Raw genomic sequence first — 19886 nt, 5'->3', positions numbered from 1 at the left:
TAATTAAGAAAAATTGGAATAGATAAATATTATAGAGATTATAATAAAAATATATTGTAGAAGATTATATTTAAAGTTTTAAGAAATGATTTAAATATAATCTTTTATTTTTTAAATATTAATAAAGTGTTAAAATTATTAAAAGAATATATTAAAGGGGATAAAGATATGAAATTTAATGATTTTAAATATGAAAGACCTAATTATAACAATGTAAAAAATATTTTAGAGGACTTGATATTAGAACTTGAAAAAGCAGATACTTGGAATGATGCAAAAAACGCAATAAATAAAATATATGATGTTAGAAGTGAAATAGAATCAGCAAGAGAAATAGCAACTATTCGTTATACTATAAATACAAAGGACGAATTTTATGAAAAGGAAAATGAATATTGGGATGAATATTCTCCCTTGTATGAAGAAATTAATTCTAAATTTTATGAAGTGCTAGTGAATTTAAAATACCAAGATGAAATAGAAAAATGTTATGGAAAACAAATACTTAATATAGCAAAGTATTCTTTAAAAGCTTTTTCTAATAATATAATTTCAGACATGCAACTTGAAAATAAATTAGCATCTAGTTATCAAAAACTTATTGCTTCTGCTAAAATACCATTTAATGGAGAGGAAAAAACATTATCTGAGTTAACTCCATTTATTTTATCTAAAGATAGAGAGATAAGAAAAGAAGCAAATAAAGCTAAGTATGAATTTTTTACTAAAAATGAAGAAGAAATAGATAGAATATATGATAAATTAGTGAAGGTAAGAGATACTATTTCTAAAAAATTAGGATATAAAAACTTTGTAGAACTTGGCTATGTTAGAATGAATAGATTTGATTATAATGAGGAAATGGTAAAGAAATTTAGAAAACAAGTTGAGGAATTTATTGTACCAGTAAATAATAAGTTATATGAGAGGCAAAGAAAAAGATTAGGATTGGAAAAATTAAATTACTATGATGAAAAGTTTGAATTCCTATCAGGAAATCCAACTCCAAAGGGAGGAGAGAAATGGATAATAAATAATGGAATGAAGATGTATACAGAATTATCTACTGAAACTAAAGAGTTTTTTAATTTTATGGTGGATAATAATTTGATGGATTTAGTGTCTAAAAAAGGAAAAGCAAGTGGTGGTTATTGTACGTATATACCAAACTATAAAGCACCATTTATATTTTCAAACTTCAATGGGACATCAGGAGATGTTGATGTTTTAACACATGAAGCAGGACATGCTTTTCAAGTATACAGAAGTAGTTATATAAATGTTTTGGAATGCAACTTTCCAACTTATGAAAGTTGTGAAATTCATTCTATGAGCATGGAGTTCTTTGCTTGGCCTTGGATGAATTTATTTTTCAAGGAGGATACAGAAAAGTATAAATATCTTCACTTAGGTTCAGCACTTAAATTTATTCCATATGGAATAACAGTAGATGAATTCCAACACTTTGTATACAAAAATCCAAATACAACGCCAAAAGAAAGAAAAGAGTATTGGAGAAGTCTTGAAAAAAAATACCTTCCACATAAAAACTATGAAGAATGTGATTTTTTAGAAAGAGGAGGTTGGTGGTTTCAACAAGCCCATATATTCTTAGACCCATTTTATTATGTAGATTACACATTAGCACAAATATGTGCCCTACAATTTTGGAAAAAAGATAGGGAAAATCACAAAGAAGCTTGGGAAGATTATTTAAGATTATGTAGTATAGGTGGATTAATGCCTTTTCAAGAACTTGTTAGATATGCCAATTTAAAATCACCATTTGAAGATGGCTGTGTAAGTGAAATAATCAAAGATATAAATAGCTATTTAGAAAGTATTGATGATAGTATTTTATAAATAAAAGGTCATGAATTTTCATGACCTTTTATTATTGTAGATATATTTTAGTTATATTTCTTTATTGTAAACTTCGTTAGCAATTCTATTAACTAAAGTATCTAGAGCTATTGCTCCTTCTTCACCATTTTTTCTACTTCTAACTGAAACTTCATTATTTTCAGCTTCTTTTTCTCCTACAACTAAAATATAAGGAGTTCTTTCAAGTCTAGCTTCTCTTATTTTATAACCTATTTTTTCAGCTCTATAATCAGTTTCAACTTTTAAGCCTCTATTTCTTAATTCATTGGCAACTTTATCTGCATAGTCATTATATTTATCAGAGATAGGAAGAATTTTTGCTTGAACAGGACATAACCAAGTTGGTAGAGCTCCAGCATATTTTTCTATAAGCATAGCTAAAGTTCTTTCATAACATCCTATTGAAGATCTATGAATGATATAAGGACGTTTCTTTTCACCATCTTTATCAACGTAAGTCATGTTAAATCTTTCAGCTAAAGCAAAATCTATTTGTACAGTTATTATTGTATCTTCTTTTCCATGAACATTTTTAAATTGAATATCAAGTTTTGGACCATAGAATGCTGCTTCATCATCAGCTTCAACATAATTTATATTTAAATGATTTAATATATTTCTCATTATATCTTGAGTGCTTTCCCAAGCTTCTGGATTATTTATATATTTTTCAGTATTGTTTGGATCCCATTTAGAGAATCTATAAGAAATATCACCAGCTATTCCTAAAGTGTTCATGATATAATCAATTAAGCTTACAACACCTTTGAATTCTTCTTCTAATTGTTCAGGTGTACATACTATATGACCATCTGCTAAAGTAAATTGTCTAACTCTTATAAGACCATGCATTTCTCCAGATGCTTCTTTTCTAAATAAAGTAGAAGTTTCAGCATATCTTATAGGTAAATCTCTGTAACTATGTTGTTCTGCATTATATATAGTATATTGGAATGGGCATGTCATAGGTCTTAATGCTAAAACCTCATCATCCTTTTCTTCATCTCCTAGAACGAACATTCCATCTTTGTAATGATCCCAGTGACCTGAAACCTTGTATAAATCGCTTTTAGCCATTAAAGGAGTTTTAGTTAAAACATAACCTCTTTTTTCCTCTTCATCTTCTACCCATCTTTGAAGAGTTTGAATTATTCTAGCTCCTTTTGGCATTATTAGAGGTAGTCCTTGACCTACATTTTCATCAGTCATAAAATATTTTAATTCTCTACCTAATTTATTATGATCTCTTTTTTTAGCTTCTTCTAAAGCTTCTAAATGAGCATCAAGATCTGATTTTTTTTGGAATGCAGTGGCATATATTCTAGATAACATCTTATTTTTTTCATTACCTTTCCAATAAGCACCTGTACAACTTAAAAGTTTAATAGCTTTTAGAGGTTTTAAAGACATTATATGCGGACCTGCACAAAGATCTACAAAATCACCTATTTGGTAAAAAGATATTATTTCATCTTTGCCTAAGTCATTTATAAGTTCAAGTTTATAAGGTTCATCTTTCATAAGTTCTAAAGCTTCATTTCTAGGAAGTTCAAATCTTTTTATTTCAGGATTTTCTTTTATTATTTTTCTCATTTCATCTTCAATTTTAGCTAAATCTTCAGAAATGAAAGATTTTTCACTATCAAAATCATAGTAGAATCCATTTTCAATAGAAGGTCCTATAGCAAGCTTTACATTTGGGAATAATCTTTTAACAGCCATTGCAAGTACATGAGATGCAGTATGTCTAAATGCATTCTTTCCTTCTTGAGAATCAAAAGTACATATTTCAAGTGTTGAATCTTTATCAACAACAAATCTTAAATCTTCAACCTTTCCATTAACAATACCACAGTAAGCATTTCTAGCTAAGCCTTCACTTATGCTTTTAGCTATGTCTAAAACAGAAATAGCGTTATTAAATTCTTTTACAGAGCCATCTTTTAAAGTAACTTTTATCATATTAACAATCTCCCTTCAAAAATAAGTTTATAAAATAAAAAACTCTCATCCCTAATCTTATTAAAAGAAAAAGGGACGAGAGTGTATATTCCCGTGGTTCCACCCAAATTGCAAAATTGTTTTGCCACTTAATAAATCGTAACGTGATTTAAACGTACTGTATTAAAGTCGCTCAGAGGTGGTTTTCAGCTAATTATATTTAAAAATACTCACACCAATGTATTTTCTCTCTGAAAAAATATTAAAAAAGCTTACTCTTCTCATCATAGCTTTTAACTATTGTTTAAACAATAAATATTAAATTGATACTATATATTATAGATAGATTAAATAAAAGTGTCAATGAAAAATAAAATTAAAAGTTGTAGTTATATATGAGTTTGAATTTCATTATAATTTAAGGATAAATTTATAAAAAATAGAAAAAAATATTGATTAATAAGTGGATAAGAGTGATAATAGATATAGGTTATCAATTATATATTTTAAGTGTTTTGAAAATGATTAACCTAAAGAGCAAATAAGAATTAACTTAAAATGAAAAGGAGAGTTTTTTATGAGTAATAGTCCTAATTTAGATTGGTTAGAGAATCCAGAAATTTTTAGAGTAAATAGAATAGATGCACATTCAGATCATTTATATTATGAAGATAAAGAGCATATAAAATTAAAAGATAATATGCCACTTAGACAATATTTAAATGGAAAATGGAAATTTTCTTATGCAGAAAATCCAGATAAAAGAATAAAAGATTTTTATAGAGAAGATTTTAATTGTGGAAATTTTGATGAGATAAATGTTCCAGGGCATATACAACTTCAAGGATATGATAATTTACAATATATAAATACTTTATATCCTTGGGATGGACAAGAAGAACTTAGACCTCCATATGTTTCTAAAGAATATAACCCTGTTGGAAGTTATATTAAATATTTCGAATTAAAAGACGAATTGAAAAATAAAAAAATATTTATTTCATTCCAAGGAGTGGAAACTGCTTTTTATTTTTGGTTAAATGGAAAATTTATAGGTTATAGTGAAGATAGTTTTACGCCATCAGAGTTTGAATTAACAGAATATTTAAAAGATGGTGAAAATAAATTAGCAGTTGAAGTATATAAAAGAAGTAGTGCTAGTTGGATTGAAGATCAAGACTTTTGGAGATTTTCAGGAATATTTAGAGATGTTTATTTGTACGCGACTCCAAAATGTCATGTGAAGGATTTATTTGTAAAGCAAAATTTAGATGATACTTATAAAAATGGACAATTAAATGTTAACATAAAGTTAGATAGTTTGGAAAAGTGTATAATTAAGGGATACTTAAAGGATAAAGATGAAAAGCTAATATGTGAATTTAAAGAAGTGCAAGGAAAAGAAAATGTAGAATTTAGTAAAACTATAGAAAATGTTAATTCATGGAGTGCTGAAAATCCATATCTTTATACTTTATATATTGAAGTTTTAGATGAAGAAAATAATTTAATAGAAATAATACCTCAAAAAATTGGTTTTAGAAGATTCGAGTTAATAGATAACATAATGCATTTAAATGGAAAAAGAATTGTGTTTAAAGGTGTTAATAGGCATGAGTTTAGTTGTAAAACTGGACGAGCTATAAGCAAAGAAGATATGATTTGGGATATTAAATTTTTAAAACAAAATAATATAAATGCTGTTAGAACTTCTCATTATCCAAATCAAAGTTATTTCTATGATTTATGTGATGAATATGGAATTTATTTAATAGATGAGGCTAATTTAGAAAGTCACGGTTCATGGCAAAAATTAGGCAAGTGTGAGCCAAGTTGGAATGTACCTGGTTCGTTGAAAGAGTGGAGAAATGTTGTTGTAGATAGAGCTGAATCTATGCTTCAAAGGGATAAAAATCATCCATCAATTCTTATTTGGTCTTGTGGAAATGAATCGTATGCTGGTGAAAACATTTTAGAGATGACTAAATATTTTCATGAAAATGATAACAGTCGTTTGGTTCATTATGAAGGAGTATTTTGGAATAGAGAGTTTAATGATATAAGTGATATAGAAAGTAGAATGTATGCAAAACCAAATGAGATAGAAGATTATTTAAATAGTAACCCTAAAAAACCTTATATAAGTTGTGAGTATATGCATGCTATGGGAAATTCATGCGGAGGAATGAATCTTTATTCTGAACTTGAAGATAAGTATGAAATGTATCAAGGTGGATTTATATGGGATTATATAGATCAAGCTATAGAAACAACAGACAAAAATGGAAATAAAATTCTAGCATATGGTGGAGATTTTAATGATAGATCAACTGACTATTGTTTTTGTACAGATGGGATAATTTATGCAGATAGAACAGTATCACCAAAAGTTCAAGAAGTTAAATATTTATATTCAAATGTTAAAATAGTTCCAGATACCGAAGGAATACTTATAAAAAATAACAATTTATTTGTAGGAACAGAAGAATATGATTTTATAGTTTATATAGAAAAAGAAGGAAAAAAAATATTTCAATATACCATGGATGTAGATGTAAAGCCTCAATCTCAAGAATATGTAAAATTTGATTATCCAAAGATAAAAGAAAATGGGGAATATACTATAAATGTATCAATGAAATCTAAAAATGATACATCTTGGGTAAATAAGGGGCATGAAGTAGCTTTTGGGCAACATGTGTTTAATGTATCTAATTTTAAAGAGGATATTTATGAAGAAAAAGATAGATTCAAGGTTATTCGTGGAGATGGAAATATAGGAGTTAAAGGGGAGAACTTTTACTTCATGTTTTCATTAAGCGAAGGTGGAATTATTTCTTTATGTTATGATGGTAAAGAATATATAACAAGAGCACCTAAAACATCTTACTTTAGAGCAACAACAGATAATGATAAAGGAAATGCTCATAATTTTAGATGTGCACAGTGGCAAATTGCAGGTGCAAATCAAAAGCTTATTGATTTTAATTTAGAAGAAAGAGAAAATGAGGTTTCATTAACGTATACTTTTGCATTGCCAACAGCTATTGCAACTAATAATATAGTTAAGTATACAGTGAAAAAACATGGAGATATAGATGTAAACATTAAATATAAAGGGGTAGAAGGATTATCTGAAATTCCTTTAATTTCTATGGATTTTAAACTTAAAAAAGAATTTGAAAACTTTAAGTATTATGGTTATGGTCCAGAAGAAAATTATATCGACAGAAAAGAAGGTGCAAGACTTAATGTATTTGAAAGCACAGCAAGAGAAAATATGTCAAGATATTTAATACCTCAAGAATGTGGAAATAGGACAAATGTGAGATGGGTAAAAGTAACTAATAAAGATGGAGAGGGATTAACATTTAAATATAAAGATACTCCATTTGAATTAAGTGTGCTTCCATATAGCGCATATGAAATTGAAAATGCAATGCATATATATGAGTTACCATATGTAAATTATACGTGGGTTCGTATAATTGGAAAACAAATGGGTGTTGGTGGAGATGATAGTTGGGGAGCTCCGGTTCATAATGAATATCTAATTCCATCAAATGAGGATATAGAGTATACATTTACTATTTCAAAAATATAAAAAAGATTTAATTTAGTTTGTTTAAACAGTTATTGATTTTAGGTAAATATGAGATATTTTTAGAGTTAAAATATTTTTCATTTTTATTTAAAATCAATACTGTTATTTTAAAGTAGAGAGTTAAAATTTTAATCATTTAATTAGATGCAGATAAGGTGTAAGAATGAAAGTTAATTTATTTTTATACTTGCAAATACTATAGTTATTTGATAAAATATAAATAAGATGCAGATGTGGCGGAATTGGCAGACGCACTAGACTTAGGATCTAGCGCCTTTGGCGTGGGGGTTCGACTCCCTTCATCTGCACCAATTTTAAATTAATATGCGGAAGTGACTCAATGGTAGAGTGTCACCTTGCCAAGGTGAAAGTTGCGGGTTCGAGTCCCGTCTTCCGCTCCAATTTATAAGAGTAGTTTTATAACTACTTTTTTATTTTTTAATAAAAAAATTTTAACAATTAAAGTGTTAATGATTATAAATGTGAAAACAATTCTTCAATTAATAAATCTTCTATATATTCTTTAGAATATTTTTTTCTACCCATAAGTTCAAATATTATATCCTTAGACATATAACCTTCTTTATATAATTTCAAATTCTTACTAAGTTTTTTCAATTGGTTTTTTTTAATATGAGTTAGTTCGTATATTTCATCTAGTGAGTAAAATTCTTTTTTTAGAGTTGATTCTAGGGCTATTTGCATTTCTAATTTATAGTTTAAATCTACAAATTTATTTTTGTGAGGTCCATTTTTACCCCTATGATGGTTTGGACATAAATATTTATAATTTAATTTAAAGTCTAACCCACCTTCGCTTCTATGAACTATATGATGGATATCACCATCTTTTTTGCATATTTCACAAGAATAACTCAAATAATCACCTCTAAATAAATATAAAAAATAAATATATATATAAACTATCATAAAGAATAAACTGAATCAATAAATTATTATAATTAATAGAAATAATTAAAGGTGTTTTTATTAAGTTTATGGAAGTAAATAGTGATTTTATTATATATAGGGGGAGAGTTTGTGAAAAATTATAATTCTATATCTTATTGGGAGCCTTTTATACGAAAGAATAAAACTTTAAGAGAACGGGTGTTTAGATATGACTATATAACAGATAAAACTATATATCTCCATTATACTATTTTCACTAAAAAATCTGGGGTAGAAAGTGGATGGGTGCCTGCTCCAAATATAGATGCTTTTTTGGGATATGTACAGTATTGCTTTTTGCCACAAGCTTATTATATGTGGATTTATGGAAGAGAAAAAACTATTACTAAAATTCCGATAGCAACAGTAGATTCTATACTTAATGATGCGGTGATAAAGAATAAAGTTACAGATGATGAAAGAAAATATATAGAAGACGATATAAAGGAAATTAAAAATTTATGGAGATTTAAAAATGAAGATTGTCATAGAAAAATTATAAGTTTTTGTAGTAAATTTAACTCTAATTGGATAGGTGATGCTAATTCGTTTTTATATATGAAAGCATTTTTTAGTTCTAAGGAATTAGGTGAATTTGTTATAAAAACGATTTCTCAGACGAATTATACGAAATGTTTTAAACAAGAAACGTCTATGACTAGAGATGAATGGTTAAATTTTTGTGAGCAGGCAAGTAAGGATAGGCAAAAAGGAGAACAGTTAAAGCAATATTTATTCAAAGAACTAAAGGAAATAATTTAATATTTATCATGTTGTATATATAAAATAAAAATAATAAAATGTATTGACAAGATAAATTACATGTTATATAATTTATCTTGTCGTTGAAAAACGTACAAGCAAAAACGTGTATCTTTAGCTCAGCTGGATAGAGCAACGCCCTTCTAAGGCGTGGGCCTGGGGTTCGAATCCCTAAAGGTACACCATTTTGGGATATCGCCAAGCGGTAAGGCAACGGACTTTGACTCCGTTACTCGTAGGTTCGAATCCTGCTATCCCAGCCATGCGGGTGTAGTTCAATGGTAGAATGTCAGCCTTCCAAGCTGAACACCCGGGTTCGATTCCCGGTACCCGCTCCATTAAAATTAAAAACAGTTTTGTGCATTATTAGCTCAGTTGGTAGAGCACCTGACTCTTAATCAGGGTGTCCAGGGTTCGATCCCCTGATGATGCACCATATGCGGGTGTAGTTCAATGGTAGAATGTCAGCCTTCCAAGCTGAACACCTGAGTTCGATTCTCAGTACCCGCTCCATTAAAAATTAAAAACAGTTTTGTGCATTATTAGCTCAGTTGGTAGAGCACCTGACTCTTAATCAGGGTGTCCAGGGTTCGATCCCCTGATGATGCACCATATGCGGGTGTAGTTCAATGGTAGAATGTCAGCCTTCCAAGCTGAACACCTGAGTTCGATTCTCAGTACCCGCTCCAAATAAAGAACAGTTTGATAAGCTATTATCAAACTGTTTTTGTTATATAAAAATGAAAATATGTAAGAAAGGATTGTCTAAAATAAGGCTAGAGTAAAAAATATGAATTATATAAAAAGAATTGCAGCCATACATGATATGTCCTGTTTTGGGAAAGCATCATTAACTACAATAATACCTATTTTATCTGTTATGGGAAATGAAGTTTGTCCTATGCCAACGGCTATTTTATCTACACATACAGGTGGGTTTGGCAAACCGGCTTTTGTTGATTTGAGTGATTTTATGCAAGAGGCTAAAAAACATTGGGAAGGTTTAGAAATAAATTTTCAATGTATTTATAGTGGGTATTTAGGAAACTCTAATCAAGTTAATTTTGTAATTGATTTTATAAGAAGTTTTAAAAAAAATGATACACTTGTAGTTGTTGATCCTGTTATGGGGGATAATGGGAAACTTTATATTGGAATAGATACTAAGATGGTAGAAAGTATGAAAAAGCTTATAGCATTTTCTGATATTATAACACCTAATATAACAGAGGCTTGTTTTTTACTTGGAAAAGAATATAAAGAGTTTTTCACAAATGAAGAAGTTGAAGAATATGCTATAGAACTTAGTAAGTTAGGGATAAAAAAAGTTATCATAACTAGTGTAGTAAATGAGTATAATAAGGAGTATATAAATACTATAGCTTATGATAAAGAAGAAAGGAAGATTATTAAAATAAAAAACAAAAGGATAAATGCTTCTTACTCTGGAACTGGGGATGCATTTACTTCGATTGTAATAGGCTCAATGATGCAAAACAAATCTTTTGAGGAATCTGTAAAAAAAGCTTGTGATTTTCTACAAAAAGTAATTAAAAATAGTTCTAAACTTGATTATCCTAAAAATCAAGGGATAATTTTAGAAAAATTTTTAAAGGATATTTAGAAAAAAATTTAATAAAATGTAGAAAATATATATAAATTTATGATTGACAAATTTTATAATAGATGTTAATATAAATAAAAATCGAATAATTCTTATCAAGAGAGGCGGAGGGACTGGCCCTGTGAAGCCCAGCAACCAATATTATTAATTTGCTTTTAATAAGTGTATTTAGGCTTTTATTAGTAATATTAAAATATAGTGGTGCTAATTCCTGCAGATTTAACTGAGAGATAAGTGATAAACACGTATATGTAGCTTCTGTCTAAATCGGCAGAAGTTTTTTTATTTTATAAATGCTATTATAAGGTTTGAAACTTTATTAACTTAGGTTTACTGCTTTTAAGATTATTTGGTTTAATTATTTTAGGGAGTGATTTTAAATGGAAAAAAGTAAGGGAAATGCCTTAGCATTATTGCCATTAATTCTTTTTATGGCTATATATTTAGGAGGAGGTATATTATTAAATGATTTTTATGCTATGTCTGTTTTGGTTCCAGGAATAATTGCAGCAGTTGTAGCTATTTTCATGAATAGAAAAAAAGGTTTTAATAATAGTTTAGAAACATTTTGCAAGGGGGCTGGACATTTAGATATTATCTTAATGGTGTTTATATTTATTTTAGCTGGAATTTTTGCTCAAGTTGCAAAATCAATGGGTGCTGTTGAAGCTACAGTAAATTTAGGGCTTACAGTTATTCCAAGCAATATCTTAGTTGCAGGGATATTTGTTATTTCGGCTTTCATTGCCATATCTTTAGGTACATCTATGGGAACAATCGCGGCTGTTGCTCCAATAGCTGTTGAAATAGCGGCTAAAACAGGACTTGCTACTCCTTTAATAGTTGGTGCAGTAGTTGGAGGAGCTATGTTTGGAGATAACCTATCAATGATTTCTGATACAACAATTGCGGCAACAAAAACTCAAGGTTGTGAAATGAAGGATAAATTTAAAACTAATTTTAAAGTTGTTTTACCTGCAGCTATTATAGCTATTATAGTTTATATTGTTTTAGGAAATGGGGCGCAAGTTGCATCTGCTTCTTATGATTACAATCTTATAAAAGTTATACCTTATTTAGGTATTTTAGTAGCAGCATTGTTAGGTGTTAATGTAATAATGGTGTTAACAGGTGGAATTGTATTAGCTTCAGGAATAGGCTTTTTAACAAATTCTTTAACTGTAAATACATTTTTAGATTCTGTATCTTCTGGTATATCAGGAATGAGTGAGACAATTATAATTGCTCTTTTAATAGGAGGTATAGTAAATGTAGTTAAAGAAAATGGTGGAATAGATTTTATATTAAATTTAATAACAAGCAGAATAAAAACAAAAACTGGAGCAGAACTTGGAATTGGAGCTTTAGTTGGAATTGTTGATGCGTGTACAGCTAACAATACAATAGCAATAGTTACGGTAGGTCCAATAGCTAAAAATATATCCAATAAATATGGGTTAGAATCTACAAGAATTGCAGGGATACTAGATATGTTCTCTTGTGCAATGCAAGGAGTTATACCATATGGAGCACAACTTTTATCAGCAGCAGCAATAGCTTCTGTATCCCCAATAGAAATAATGAAATATCTTTTCTATCCATATTTAATGGGGATTTGTGCAGTGATATTTATTACTGTATTTAAATCAAGAAGTAAGGCAAGTGTTCTTAAAAAAGAGTTAGCATAAAACAAAAAAGGGGTTGTATCAAATGTTTGATATAATCCCTTTTTTATTTTAAAATAATGTGCTAAAAAGTAAAAATTTTTACTTTGCAATATATTATTTTAATATTAAAGGTTAAGGAATTATTATTTTTTTAGTAAAAGACAGATACTTTGTGAAGAAATACCTTCTTTTTTACCAGTAAACCCTAAACCCTCTTCTGTTGTTGCTTTTACATTTATTTGATTCATACCTATATTAAGAGCATTTGATATATTCTCTCTCATGGTGGTTATGTGAGGCGCCATTTTAGGTGCTTGTGCAATAATTGTAGAATCTATGTTTAATATTTCAAAGTTATTTTTTTTAAGTAATTCACCTACATAAGTTAATAGCTTTATGCTACTTATTCCTTTATACTTTTCGTCAGTATCTGGAAAATGCTTACCTATGTCTCCTAGGGCGGCTGCACCTAAAAGACTATCCATAATTGCATGAAGTAAGACATCAGCATCTGAATGTCCTAAAAGCCCTTTGTCATAAGGAATATTAACACCGCCAATTATTAAATCTCTATTTTCTGTAAGTTTATGAACATCATAGCCCATTCCTATTCTCAAAAAAATCACCTCTTTTAAAATTTTACATTATTTCAATTTTCAAGAACTTAATATAAATGTATAATATAAATATATAATATTAATTTAATTTTAGAAAGGGAGAATTTTATGTTTTATGTATAAATTAAAAAACGTGATTGGTATTACTTTTATGGGTATAGGTATTTTGTTAATTTCAGTTACTATTTTTATGAAATATGATACTTATAAAAGACAACAGGATAGTTTAGAAAGTTTTAAAAATTTAAATTTTTATGATGAAGATGATGAGCAAGTTGAGATAGAGAATAATGTGGATAAGCCTATGGCGGTTTTAAATATACCAAAAATAAATTTGGAGATAGCTGTAGTTGAGGGGGTAGAAAAAGAAAATATAAAATATCTTGTGGGGCATTTTAAAGATAGTGTTATGCCAGGTGAGGTAGGTAATTTATGTATTGCAGGGCACAGAACGTCTAATTATGGTCAACCATTTAAAGAAATAGATAAATTGGAAAATGGAGATGAAATTATATTTACTTATAAAAATAAAGAATATATATATTTGGTAAATTCAAGTTTTGTAGTCACTCCAGATGAAACTTATATATTAGATAATACTGAAAATGAATCTATTGTAACAATAGTTACTTGTACATTAGACAGCAAGAATAGGTTGATAATAAGAGGAAGATTGAAATAACAAAGGGTTAAATGGGGGATTAAATATTTATGGATACACAAAGTATAGATTTTATGAGAGATAAATATATTTTTTCAAAGGAAAGACATATAAGAAAGGTTAGAAAAAATATTTCTAAAGAGCGTATACGCCTTTTTATAAATGAACTAAAAAAATATAAAATATCATTGCTTAAATTAAGTAGAAAAGAAATTAGTCAAAGAGATAGAAATTTATTGTTAAATATAGCTTTATATATTTATGAGGATGATAGAATGTTAAAATTAATAAGAAAGAATAAAACTTTACCTTTTAACAAACTATCCAAACAAACCAACATAAATATGGATTTTTTAATAAAGTGGAGGGGTTATATATTAGCTTATGTTATATTAGCTTCGGATAATAAATATGTAGACATTTATGATTATCTTGATGTAAACTTTAAAGAGTTAGAAAATAATAATACTAGAAGAACTTATGTAGACATTGATATATATAGAGGTGTTGTTCTTGAAGTGTATAAAAATAGTGCTGTAATATTAACAAGTTCAGGTGAATTTATTAATATAAATAAAAGAAATGAGATTATAGGTGCTGATATATGCGGGAGAAGAAAGTTAGGACTTAAACCATATAAAAAATTAATAATTTGCATTTCTTTATTATGTTTTATAGTGGGGGCTTTAGGTTTTTATTCTTATGGGAGAGAAAGGTCTACAATAGTAATTCAAGGGACATCACGAATAAAGTTTACAGTAAATAGTTTTAATAGGATAACTTATGGGTATTCTGCTACGGAAAAAGGAAAATTGCTTTTAAATGAAGCAAAATGGAAAAATAAAAGTGTAACTTCAGCTCTAGATGATATTTTTAGTTTCATGAGCGAACTTGATATGATTCCTAATAATAGGAAAATTGAGATAATAGTTACAGGAGAGAGCTTAAAAGAATCTAATATAGACAATATTTCTGAATATGTTTCGTGTATAAATAGTGATGGTGATTTAAGTAATGATATAAGAGTGATCATAAATAATTCTGGAAATGAAAAAATATTAAAATAAACTAGAGAAAGGTTTGTTAATATGGATAAATGTTTAAAGAACAAACGAAAAGAAGAAGTAAGATTAAATAAGTATATAAGTGATACAGGCTTTTGCTCAAGAAGAGAGGCTGATAAATTAATTGAAGAGAATAGAGTGAAAGTAGATGGCATTAAAGCTACTATGGGGAGTAAAGTTTTTAGAGGGCAAAAGGTTACAATAGATAATAAAGAATTAAAAGTAGAAAATAAATTAATTTATATAGCATTAAATAAACCAAGAGGAATAACGTGCACTACTGAAAAGAAAATAAAAGGGAATATAGTAGACTTTATAAATCATGAGAAAAGAATATTCCCTATAGGAAGATTAGATAAAGATTCAGAAGGATTGATATTTTTAACTAATGATGGAGATATTGTAAATAAAATATTAAGAGCGGGAAATAATCATGAAAAGGAATATATCGTAACTGTAAATAAAAATATAAATGATAAATTTGTAAGAGGAATGGCAAATGGAGTACCTGTTTTAGATACTATAACAAAAAAATGTTATGTTGAGAAATTAGGGAAAAATAAATTTAAAATAGTTTTAACTCAAGGGCTTAATCGTCAAATAAGAAGAATGTGTGCGTATTTTGGATATAATGTTATAAAACTTGAAAGAGTAAGAATAATGAATGTAAAATTAGATAATTTGAAGACAGGAAGTTGGAGATATTTGAGTGAAAAAGAGTTAAAAGAAATAATTAGGCTTACATCAAATTCTATAAAAACAGAAGAGGCTTCTAAAATAAAAAAATAGGAGATTTTTAATCAAAAATCTCCTATTTTTTTATAAATACTTTTAACATATATATTTATCTGTGTCGTTTAAAGCATTTTGAATGAAATCAGATATTTTTCTAGAATAAAGTTCTTTGTTGACAATTACGGACTCTGCATGAGCTGCATTATCTACAAGAAAAATTTGTTTAAGACCTTTCGTCTTAGCATTATAAAGTTTTTCACACATATAAGAGGGCACAAAAGTATCCTTGCTTCCATGGATAAATAGTATAGGTATGGATGTATTTTTTACTATGTTTATAGGACTAACATCTTGAAATCTAAATTTAGCCTTAAATTTTATAATTAAATTTGTAATATTAAGAGTTAGTAATAATGGATAGTAAGAAATTTTATTAGCATGACATGATACCTCATATTTCATAAGTTCATATAAGTCACAATAACCACAATCTTCAATTACAAATTTTATGTTGTTATTTAATGGGATAGTTTGAAGAACTGTACTAGCCCCCATTGATTCACCATGTAATCCTAGAATTATATTCTTCCCAAATCTGTGTACTAGATAGTTTATCCAAAGATTAACATCTTGTTTTTCAAAATAACCATAAGTAGAATATTTACCTTCACTTTTACCATGCCTTCTTTGATGTATAATAAGTACGTTAAATCCATTATTAAAAAATATATCAAAGTATTTTAAAGATCCAATATATCCAATAGATATTCCATGAACCAAAATTATAAATTTATTTGTATGTTTTTTATTTAGAAGCAACATGGCAGATAATTTTAAATTATCAATAGATGTTATTTCTATATTTTCTTTTTTTAGAGATTTGTATAAATCATCATTTATAACTCTTTTTTTTAAGAGAAAATCATAGCTTTCATTTTCATTTCTTAATTTGCGAGTTATAGAGGATTTAAATATAAATATAGAAAAATATATGACGAATAAAATAAATAGAATTAGAAATATACATAAACATATTTCAAAATAAATCATAAAAAAATCCTCCTTGTATAATATAATAATTATCATTATATTATACTTTAAACAATATAGAAACATAGAATAAAAATTTTATACACTTCTATATTTATTAAATTTGAACACGATAACAATAAAATAAGATATAGATTATGAATTATCTTACAAAATAATTACAAATAATGTTATTCACGTGTTCAATAAATGATATAATAGAATAAATTAAGATTTGTTAATACTTAGAAAATTTGTTTTAAATAAAAAATAAGTTTTAATATTAGGGGGATTTTTATGAGATTAAATAAAGGATTATTTCAAAGCTATAAAACTTATCCAGAAAAAATTGTACAATTTGGAGAAGGAAATTTTTTAAGAGGTTTTGTTGATTGGCAGGTTCAAAAGATGAATGAAAGAGCGGATTTTAATGGTAGTGTTGTAGTTGTACAACCATTAGAGAATGGAATGGTACAAATGTTAAACAATCAAGATTGTTTATACACATTATATTTACAAGGAATGAAAAAAGGTGAAGCTGTTAGAGAGCATGAGGTGATAAATAGTATAAGTAGAGGTCTAAATCCTTACAAAGAGTATGAGCAATATTTAAAGATAGCTGAACAATCTGAAATAAGATTTGTCATATCAAACACAACTGAGGCTGGTATTGCATTTGATGAAAACGATAAATTGGAAGATAAACCTCAAAATACTTATCCAGCAAAGTTAACAGCTCTCTTATATCATAGGTTTAAATTTTTTAATGGAAATAAGGAAAAGGGATTAATAATTATCCCATGCGAGCTTATAGATAGAAATGGTGAAAAACTTAAAGAGATGGTTTATAAGTATGTTGATCTTTGGAACTTGGAAAGTGAATTTATAAACTGGCTTGATGAGGCAAATATATTTTGTTGTAGTTTAGTTGATAGAATAGTTCCTGGATATCCAAGGGATAATATTTCTAAAATAACAGAGGAATTAGGTTATGAGGATAATCTTATAGATGTTGGTGAACAGTTCTATCTTTGGATAATAGAAGGACCTAAGGAAATAGAAAGAGAATTTCCAGTGGGAAAAGCTGGCTTGAATATAAAATTTGTTGATGATATGACACCTTATAGAACTAGAAAAGTTAGAATTTTAAATGGAGCACACACATCTTTAGTTCCAGTTGCTTATCTTTGTGGATTAGATACTGTTAAAGATTCGGTTGAAGATAATTTAGTTGGTCAATATTTAAGAGAAATAATATTTGATGAAATTATTCCAACATTAGATTTACCAGAAGATGAATTAAAAGAATTTGCAAATGATGTTTTAGAAAGATTTAGAAATCCGTTTATAAAGCATTATTTAATGAGTATAGCATTAAATTCTATGTCAAAGTTTGAAACAAGAGATTTGCCATCATTATTAGAGTATCTAGATAGAAAAGGAACTCTTCCTAATAAATTATGTTTTTCTTTAGCTGCATTAATAGAATTTTACAAAGGTAAAAGAGGAGATGAAGACATTGCTCTAAAAGATGGACAAGATGTTTTAGGATTTTATGAATCTTTATGGAGTAAATATGATGGAAATGATAATAGCTTAAGAGATATAGTTATAAATGTTTTAGGATATAAAGCAATTTGGAAAAAGGATTTAAATGAAATACCAGGATTAACAGATAAAGTTTCTGATTATTTGATAGATATTGAAAACTTAGGAATTAAAAATGCTGTAAGAAAAGTAATGAATAAATAGAAAGGAGTGCAAGGATAATTTAATTATAGTAATTAAAAATTGTACTGAGTTTTAAAATTATTGATATCCTTGCTAATGTTATGGAAAGTATCATTAAAATAAATGAAAATGACAATGTATGTGTAGCATTAGAAGATTTAAAGAAGGGGGATATTATTGATGTTAGTGGTAGAAAAATATTAATAAAAGATAATATAAAGATGGGGCATAAGGTAGCTATAAAAAGTATTAAGAGCAATGAAAATGTGATAAAGTATGGTTTCCCAATTGGGCACGTATTTTTGGATGTTGAGGAAGGAAGTCATGTGCATACACATAATTTAAGAACTAACTTAACAGGGGTTAGGAATTATAGTTTTCACCCTAAATTAATAGTAAATAATATAAAAAATGAGAATTTAACTTTTAAAGGGTATAAAAGAGAAAAAGGTGAGGTTGGTATAAGAAATGAAATTTGGATAGTGCCAACTGTTGGTTGTGTAAATGGTATAGCTGATAAAATAATGGAGAGATTCAAAAAAGAAATTGGAGAACTAAAGATAGATAACACTTTAGTTTTAAAACATAACTATGGATGTTCTCAGTTAGGTGATGACCATGAAAATACAAGAAATATTCTTAAAGATGCTATTAGGCATCCAAACGCTGGTGGGGTTCTAGTCTTAGGTCTAGGGTGTGAAAATAATAATATAACTGATTTTAAGAAATTAGTTGGAGATATTAATAGTTCTAGAATAAAATTTTTAATTTCTCAAGAGGTTTCAGATGAAATAGAAGAAGGAGTAAAGATTTTAAAAGAAATCTATGAAGTTGTAAAAAATGATGAGAGGGAAGATGTTAGATTATCAGAGCTTAAGATAGGTTTAAAGTGTGGAGGCTCTGATGGATTTTCGGGGATAACTGCTAATCCTCTTTTAGGAAGATTTTCAGATTTTTTAATAGCGCAAGGTGGTACAACTGTTTTAACTGAAGTTCCTGAAATGTTTGGGGCTGAAACAATTCTTATGAATAGATGTAGAGATAAAGAGGTATTTGATAAAACAGTTAATTTAATTAATGATTTTAAGAAATATTTTATTAAATACAATCAACCAATTTATGAAAATCCATCACCAGGAAATAAAGAAGGTGGAATAACAACTCTTGAGGATAAATCATTAGGATGTACGCAAAAGGCTGGAAATGAAAAAATAGTTGGTGTTTTAAATTATGGTGATAGATTAGAGCAAAGAGGATTAAATCTTTTAAGTGCTCCGGGAAATGACTTAGTAGCAGCATCAGCTCTTGCATCATCTGGTTGTCAAATGGTTTTATTTACAACAGGAAGAGGAACTCCGTTTGGAAGTTATGTTCCTACAATGAAAATATCAACTAATTCTAGACTTTATGAGTTTAAAAAAAATTGGATAGATTTTAATGCGGGTGAATTAGTTGAAGGGAAATCTTTTGATGAGGTTTTAAAGGGTTTTATAGATTATATTATAAAAGTTGCAAGTGGAGAATTAGTTAATAATGAAAAAAACGATTTTAGGGAGATAGCTATATTTAAAACAGGAGTTACTTTATAAAACTATAGTATAAAATTAGTGCTGTTC

The 19886-nt window shown here is 27.8% G+C and carries 14 protein-coding genes, 9 tRNA genes, 1 riboswitch and 1 other annotated feature; of the genes, 19 read left to right on the top strand and 4 right to left on the bottom strand.

The genetic code is table 11. The features are described 5' to 3' along the window. Positions 1 to 168 precede the first annotated feature (168 nt). Complete coding sequence (locus tag HH195_RS09425; protein WP_196370941.1) at positions 169 to 1863, top strand: M3 family oligoendopeptidase; 1695 nt, start codon at positions 169 to 171, stop codon at positions 1861 to 1863. A 51-nt stretch (positions 1864 to 1914) separates the two neighbouring features. Here the strand turns inward: HH195_RS09425 and thrS are convergent, their stop codons facing one another. Further along, positions 1915 to 3846, bottom strand: a complete 1932-nt coding sequence (gene thrS / locus HH195_RS09420; RefSeq protein ID WP_196370940.1) for a threonine--tRNA ligase — start codon at positions 3844 to 3846, stop codon at positions 1915 to 1917. A gap of 68 nt (positions 3847 to 3914) precedes the next feature. Beyond that, positions 3915 to 4122 (bottom strand) — a binding site (T-box leader). Positions 4123 to 4402: 280 nt separating this feature from the next. Here thrS and lacZ point away from each other — a divergent pair. The 3 genes from lacZ to HH195_RS09405 all read left to right on the top strand — a co-directional run bounded on the left by lacZ (position 4403) and on the right by HH195_RS09405 (position 7830). Continuing rightward, positions 4403 to 7429, top strand: a complete 3027-nt coding sequence (gene lacZ / locus HH195_RS09415; protein WP_196370939.1) for a beta-galactosidase, LacZ type — start codon at positions 4403 to 4405, stop codon at positions 7427 to 7429. A 227-nt stretch (positions 7430 to 7656) separates the two neighbouring features. Further along, a tRNA-Leu gene (locus tag HH195_RS09410) sits at positions 7657 to 7740 on the top strand. Between the two features lie 15 nt (positions 7741 to 7755). Next, positions 7756 to 7830, top strand: a tRNA-Gly gene (locus tag HH195_RS09405). Positions 7831 to 7903: 73 nt separating this feature from the next. On the opposite strand, the gene HH195_RS09400 is transcribed toward HH195_RS09405, so the two are convergent. Then, positions 7904 to 8308, bottom strand: a complete 405-nt coding sequence (locus tag HH195_RS09400) for an HNH endonuclease signature motif containing protein (protein ID WP_055260030.1) — start codon at positions 8306 to 8308, stop codon at positions 7904 to 7906. A 162-nt stretch (positions 8309 to 8470) separates the two neighbouring features. Here HH195_RS09400 and HH195_RS09395 point away from each other — a divergent pair, with 162 nt between their 5' ends. The 10 genes from HH195_RS09395 to HH195_RS09350 all read left to right on the top strand — a co-directional run bounded on the left by HH195_RS09395 (position 8471) and on the right by HH195_RS09350 (position 12454). After that, entirely contained in the window at positions 8471 to 9142 is a 672-nt protein-coding gene (locus HH195_RS09395; RefSeq protein WP_196370938.1) for a hypothetical protein, read from the top strand. Between the two features lie 108 nt (positions 9143 to 9250). Next, positions 9251 to 9327, top strand: a tRNA-Arg gene (locus HH195_RS09390). 3 nt (positions 9328 to 9330) lie between these two features. Next, positions 9331 to 9405: transfer RNA gene (locus tag HH195_RS09385), tRNA-Gln, on the top strand. Between the two features lies 1 nt (position 9406). Next, positions 9407 to 9480: transfer RNA gene (locus HH195_RS09380), tRNA-Gly, on the top strand. A gap of 22 nt (positions 9481 to 9502) precedes the next feature. After that, positions 9503 to 9578: transfer RNA gene (locus HH195_RS09375), tRNA-Lys, on the top strand. A gap of 3 nt (positions 9579 to 9581) precedes the next feature. Then, positions 9582 to 9655, top strand: a tRNA-Gly gene (locus HH195_RS09370). 23 nt (positions 9656 to 9678) lie between these two features. After that, positions 9679 to 9754: transfer RNA gene (locus HH195_RS09365), tRNA-Lys, on the top strand. Between the two features lie 3 nt (positions 9755 to 9757). Then, positions 9758 to 9831: transfer RNA gene (locus HH195_RS09360), tRNA-Gly, on the top strand. A gap of 101 nt (positions 9832 to 9932) precedes the next feature. Continuing rightward, on the top strand, positions 9933 to 10766 hold the full coding sequence (locus HH195_RS09355; protein WP_196370937.1) for a pyridoxamine kinase: 834 nt from the start codon (positions 9933 to 9935) through the stop codon (positions 10764 to 10766). A gap of 89 nt (positions 10767 to 10855) precedes the next feature. After that, a riboswitch (SAM riboswitch) is annotated at positions 10856 to 11003 on the top strand. 143 nt (positions 11004 to 11146) lie between these two features. Next, entirely contained in the window at positions 11147 to 12454 is a 1308-nt protein-coding gene (locus HH195_RS09350; RefSeq protein WP_196370936.1) for a Na+/H+ antiporter NhaC family protein, read from the top strand. Between the two features lie 122 nt (positions 12455 to 12576). Here the strand turns inward: HH195_RS09350 and ispF are convergent, their stop codons facing one another. Beyond that, positions 12577 to 13050: a 2-C-methyl-D-erythritol 2,4-cyclodiphosphate synthase gene (gene ispF / locus HH195_RS09345; RefSeq protein WP_196370935.1), complete on the bottom strand. Its 474-nt coding sequence runs from the start codon at positions 13048 to 13050 to the stop codon at positions 12577 to 12579. Positions 13051 to 13165: 115 nt separating this feature from the next. Between ispF and HH195_RS09340 the strand changes: the two genes are divergently transcribed. The 3 genes from HH195_RS09340 to rluF are packed head-to-tail and all read left to right on the top strand — an operon-like array spanning position 13166 to position 15564. After that, entirely contained in the window at positions 13166 to 13732 is a 567-nt protein-coding gene (locus HH195_RS09340) for a class D sortase (protein WP_196370934.1), read from the top strand. Between the two features lie 29 nt (positions 13733 to 13761). After that, a complete protein-coding gene (locus HH195_RS09335; RefSeq protein WP_196370933.1) occupies positions 13762 to 14778 on the top strand; it encodes an anti-sigma factor domain-containing protein in 1017 nt (338 codons plus the stop codon). A gap of 21 nt (positions 14779 to 14799) precedes the next feature. Beyond that, positions 14800 to 15564, top strand: a complete 765-nt coding sequence (gene rluF, locus HH195_RS09330; RefSeq protein ID WP_196370932.1) for a 23S rRNA pseudouridine(2604) synthase RluF — start codon at positions 14800 to 14802, stop codon at positions 15562 to 15564. A 42-nt stretch (positions 15565 to 15606) separates the two neighbouring features. Here the strand turns inward: rluF and HH195_RS09325 are convergent, their stop codons facing one another. Further along, positions 15607 to 16560, bottom strand: coding sequence for an alpha/beta hydrolase (locus HH195_RS09325; RefSeq protein ID WP_196370931.1), 954 nt, complete (start codon positions 16558 to 16560; stop codon positions 15607 to 15609). Between the two features lie 276 nt (positions 16561 to 16836). Here HH195_RS09325 and HH195_RS09320 point away from each other — a divergent pair, with 276 nt between their 5' ends. Next, positions 16837 to 18291, top strand: coding sequence for a tagaturonate reductase (locus tag HH195_RS09320; protein WP_196370930.1), 1455 nt, complete (start codon positions 16837 to 16839; stop codon positions 18289 to 18291). 80 nt (positions 18292 to 18371) lie between these two features. After that, positions 18372 to 19859 carry a UxaA family hydrolase gene (locus HH195_RS09315; RefSeq protein ID WP_196370929.1) on the top strand — a complete coding sequence of 496 codons (1488 nt, stop codon included), beginning with the start codon at positions 18372 to 18374 and terminating at the stop codon, positions 19857 to 19859. Positions 19860 to 19886: the final 27 nt, after the last annotated feature.

This window comes from Candidatus Sarcina troglodytae (assembly GCF_015708635.1).
Taxonomy (GTDB): Bacteria; Bacillota; Clostridia; order Clostridiales; family Clostridiaceae; genus Sarcina; species Sarcina ventriculi.
The sequence above is the reverse complement of the archived record's forward strand: the minus strand, read 5'-3'. Positions and strand labels throughout refer to the sequence as shown.

Coding starts and splice junctions, on each gene's coding strand:
- HH195_RS09340 (WP_196370934.1), top strand. CDS start 13,166: ATGTATAAATTAAAAAACGTGATTGGTATTACTTTTATGGGTATAGGT.
- HH195_RS09335 (WP_196370933.1), top strand. CDS start 13,762: ATGGATACACAAAGTATAGATTTTATGAGAGATAAATATATTTTTTCA.
- HH195_RS09325 (WP_196370931.1), bottom strand. CDS start 16,560: ATGATTTATTTTGAAATATGTTTATGTATATTTCTAATTCTATTTATT.
- HH195_RS09350 (WP_196370936.1), top strand. CDS start 11,147: ATGGAAAAAAGTAAGGGAAATGCCTTAGCATTATTGCCATTAATTCTT.
- HH195_RS09425 (WP_196370941.1), top strand. CDS start 169: ATGAAATTTAATGATTTTAAATATGAAAGACCTAATTATAACAATGTA.
- HH195_RS09320 (WP_196370930.1), top strand. CDS start 16,837: ATGAGATTAAATAAAGGATTATTTCAAAGCTATAAAACTTATCCAGAA.
- HH195_RS09315 (WP_196370929.1), top strand. CDS start 18,372: ATGGAAAGTATCATTAAAATAAATGAAAATGACAATGTATGTGTAGCA.
- lacZ (WP_196370939.1), top strand. CDS start 4,403: ATGAGTAATAGTCCTAATTTAGATTGGTTAGAGAATCCAGAAATTTTT.
- HH195_RS09355 (WP_196370937.1), top strand. CDS start 9,933: ATGAATTATATAAAAAGAATTGCAGCCATACATGATATGTCCTGTTTT.
- thrS (WP_196370940.1), bottom strand. CDS start 3,846: ATGATAAAAGTTACTTTAAAAGATGGCTCTGTAAAAGAATTTAATAAC.
- rluF (WP_196370932.1), top strand. CDS start 14,800: ATGGATAAATGTTTAAAGAACAAACGAAAAGAAGAAGTAAGATTAAAT.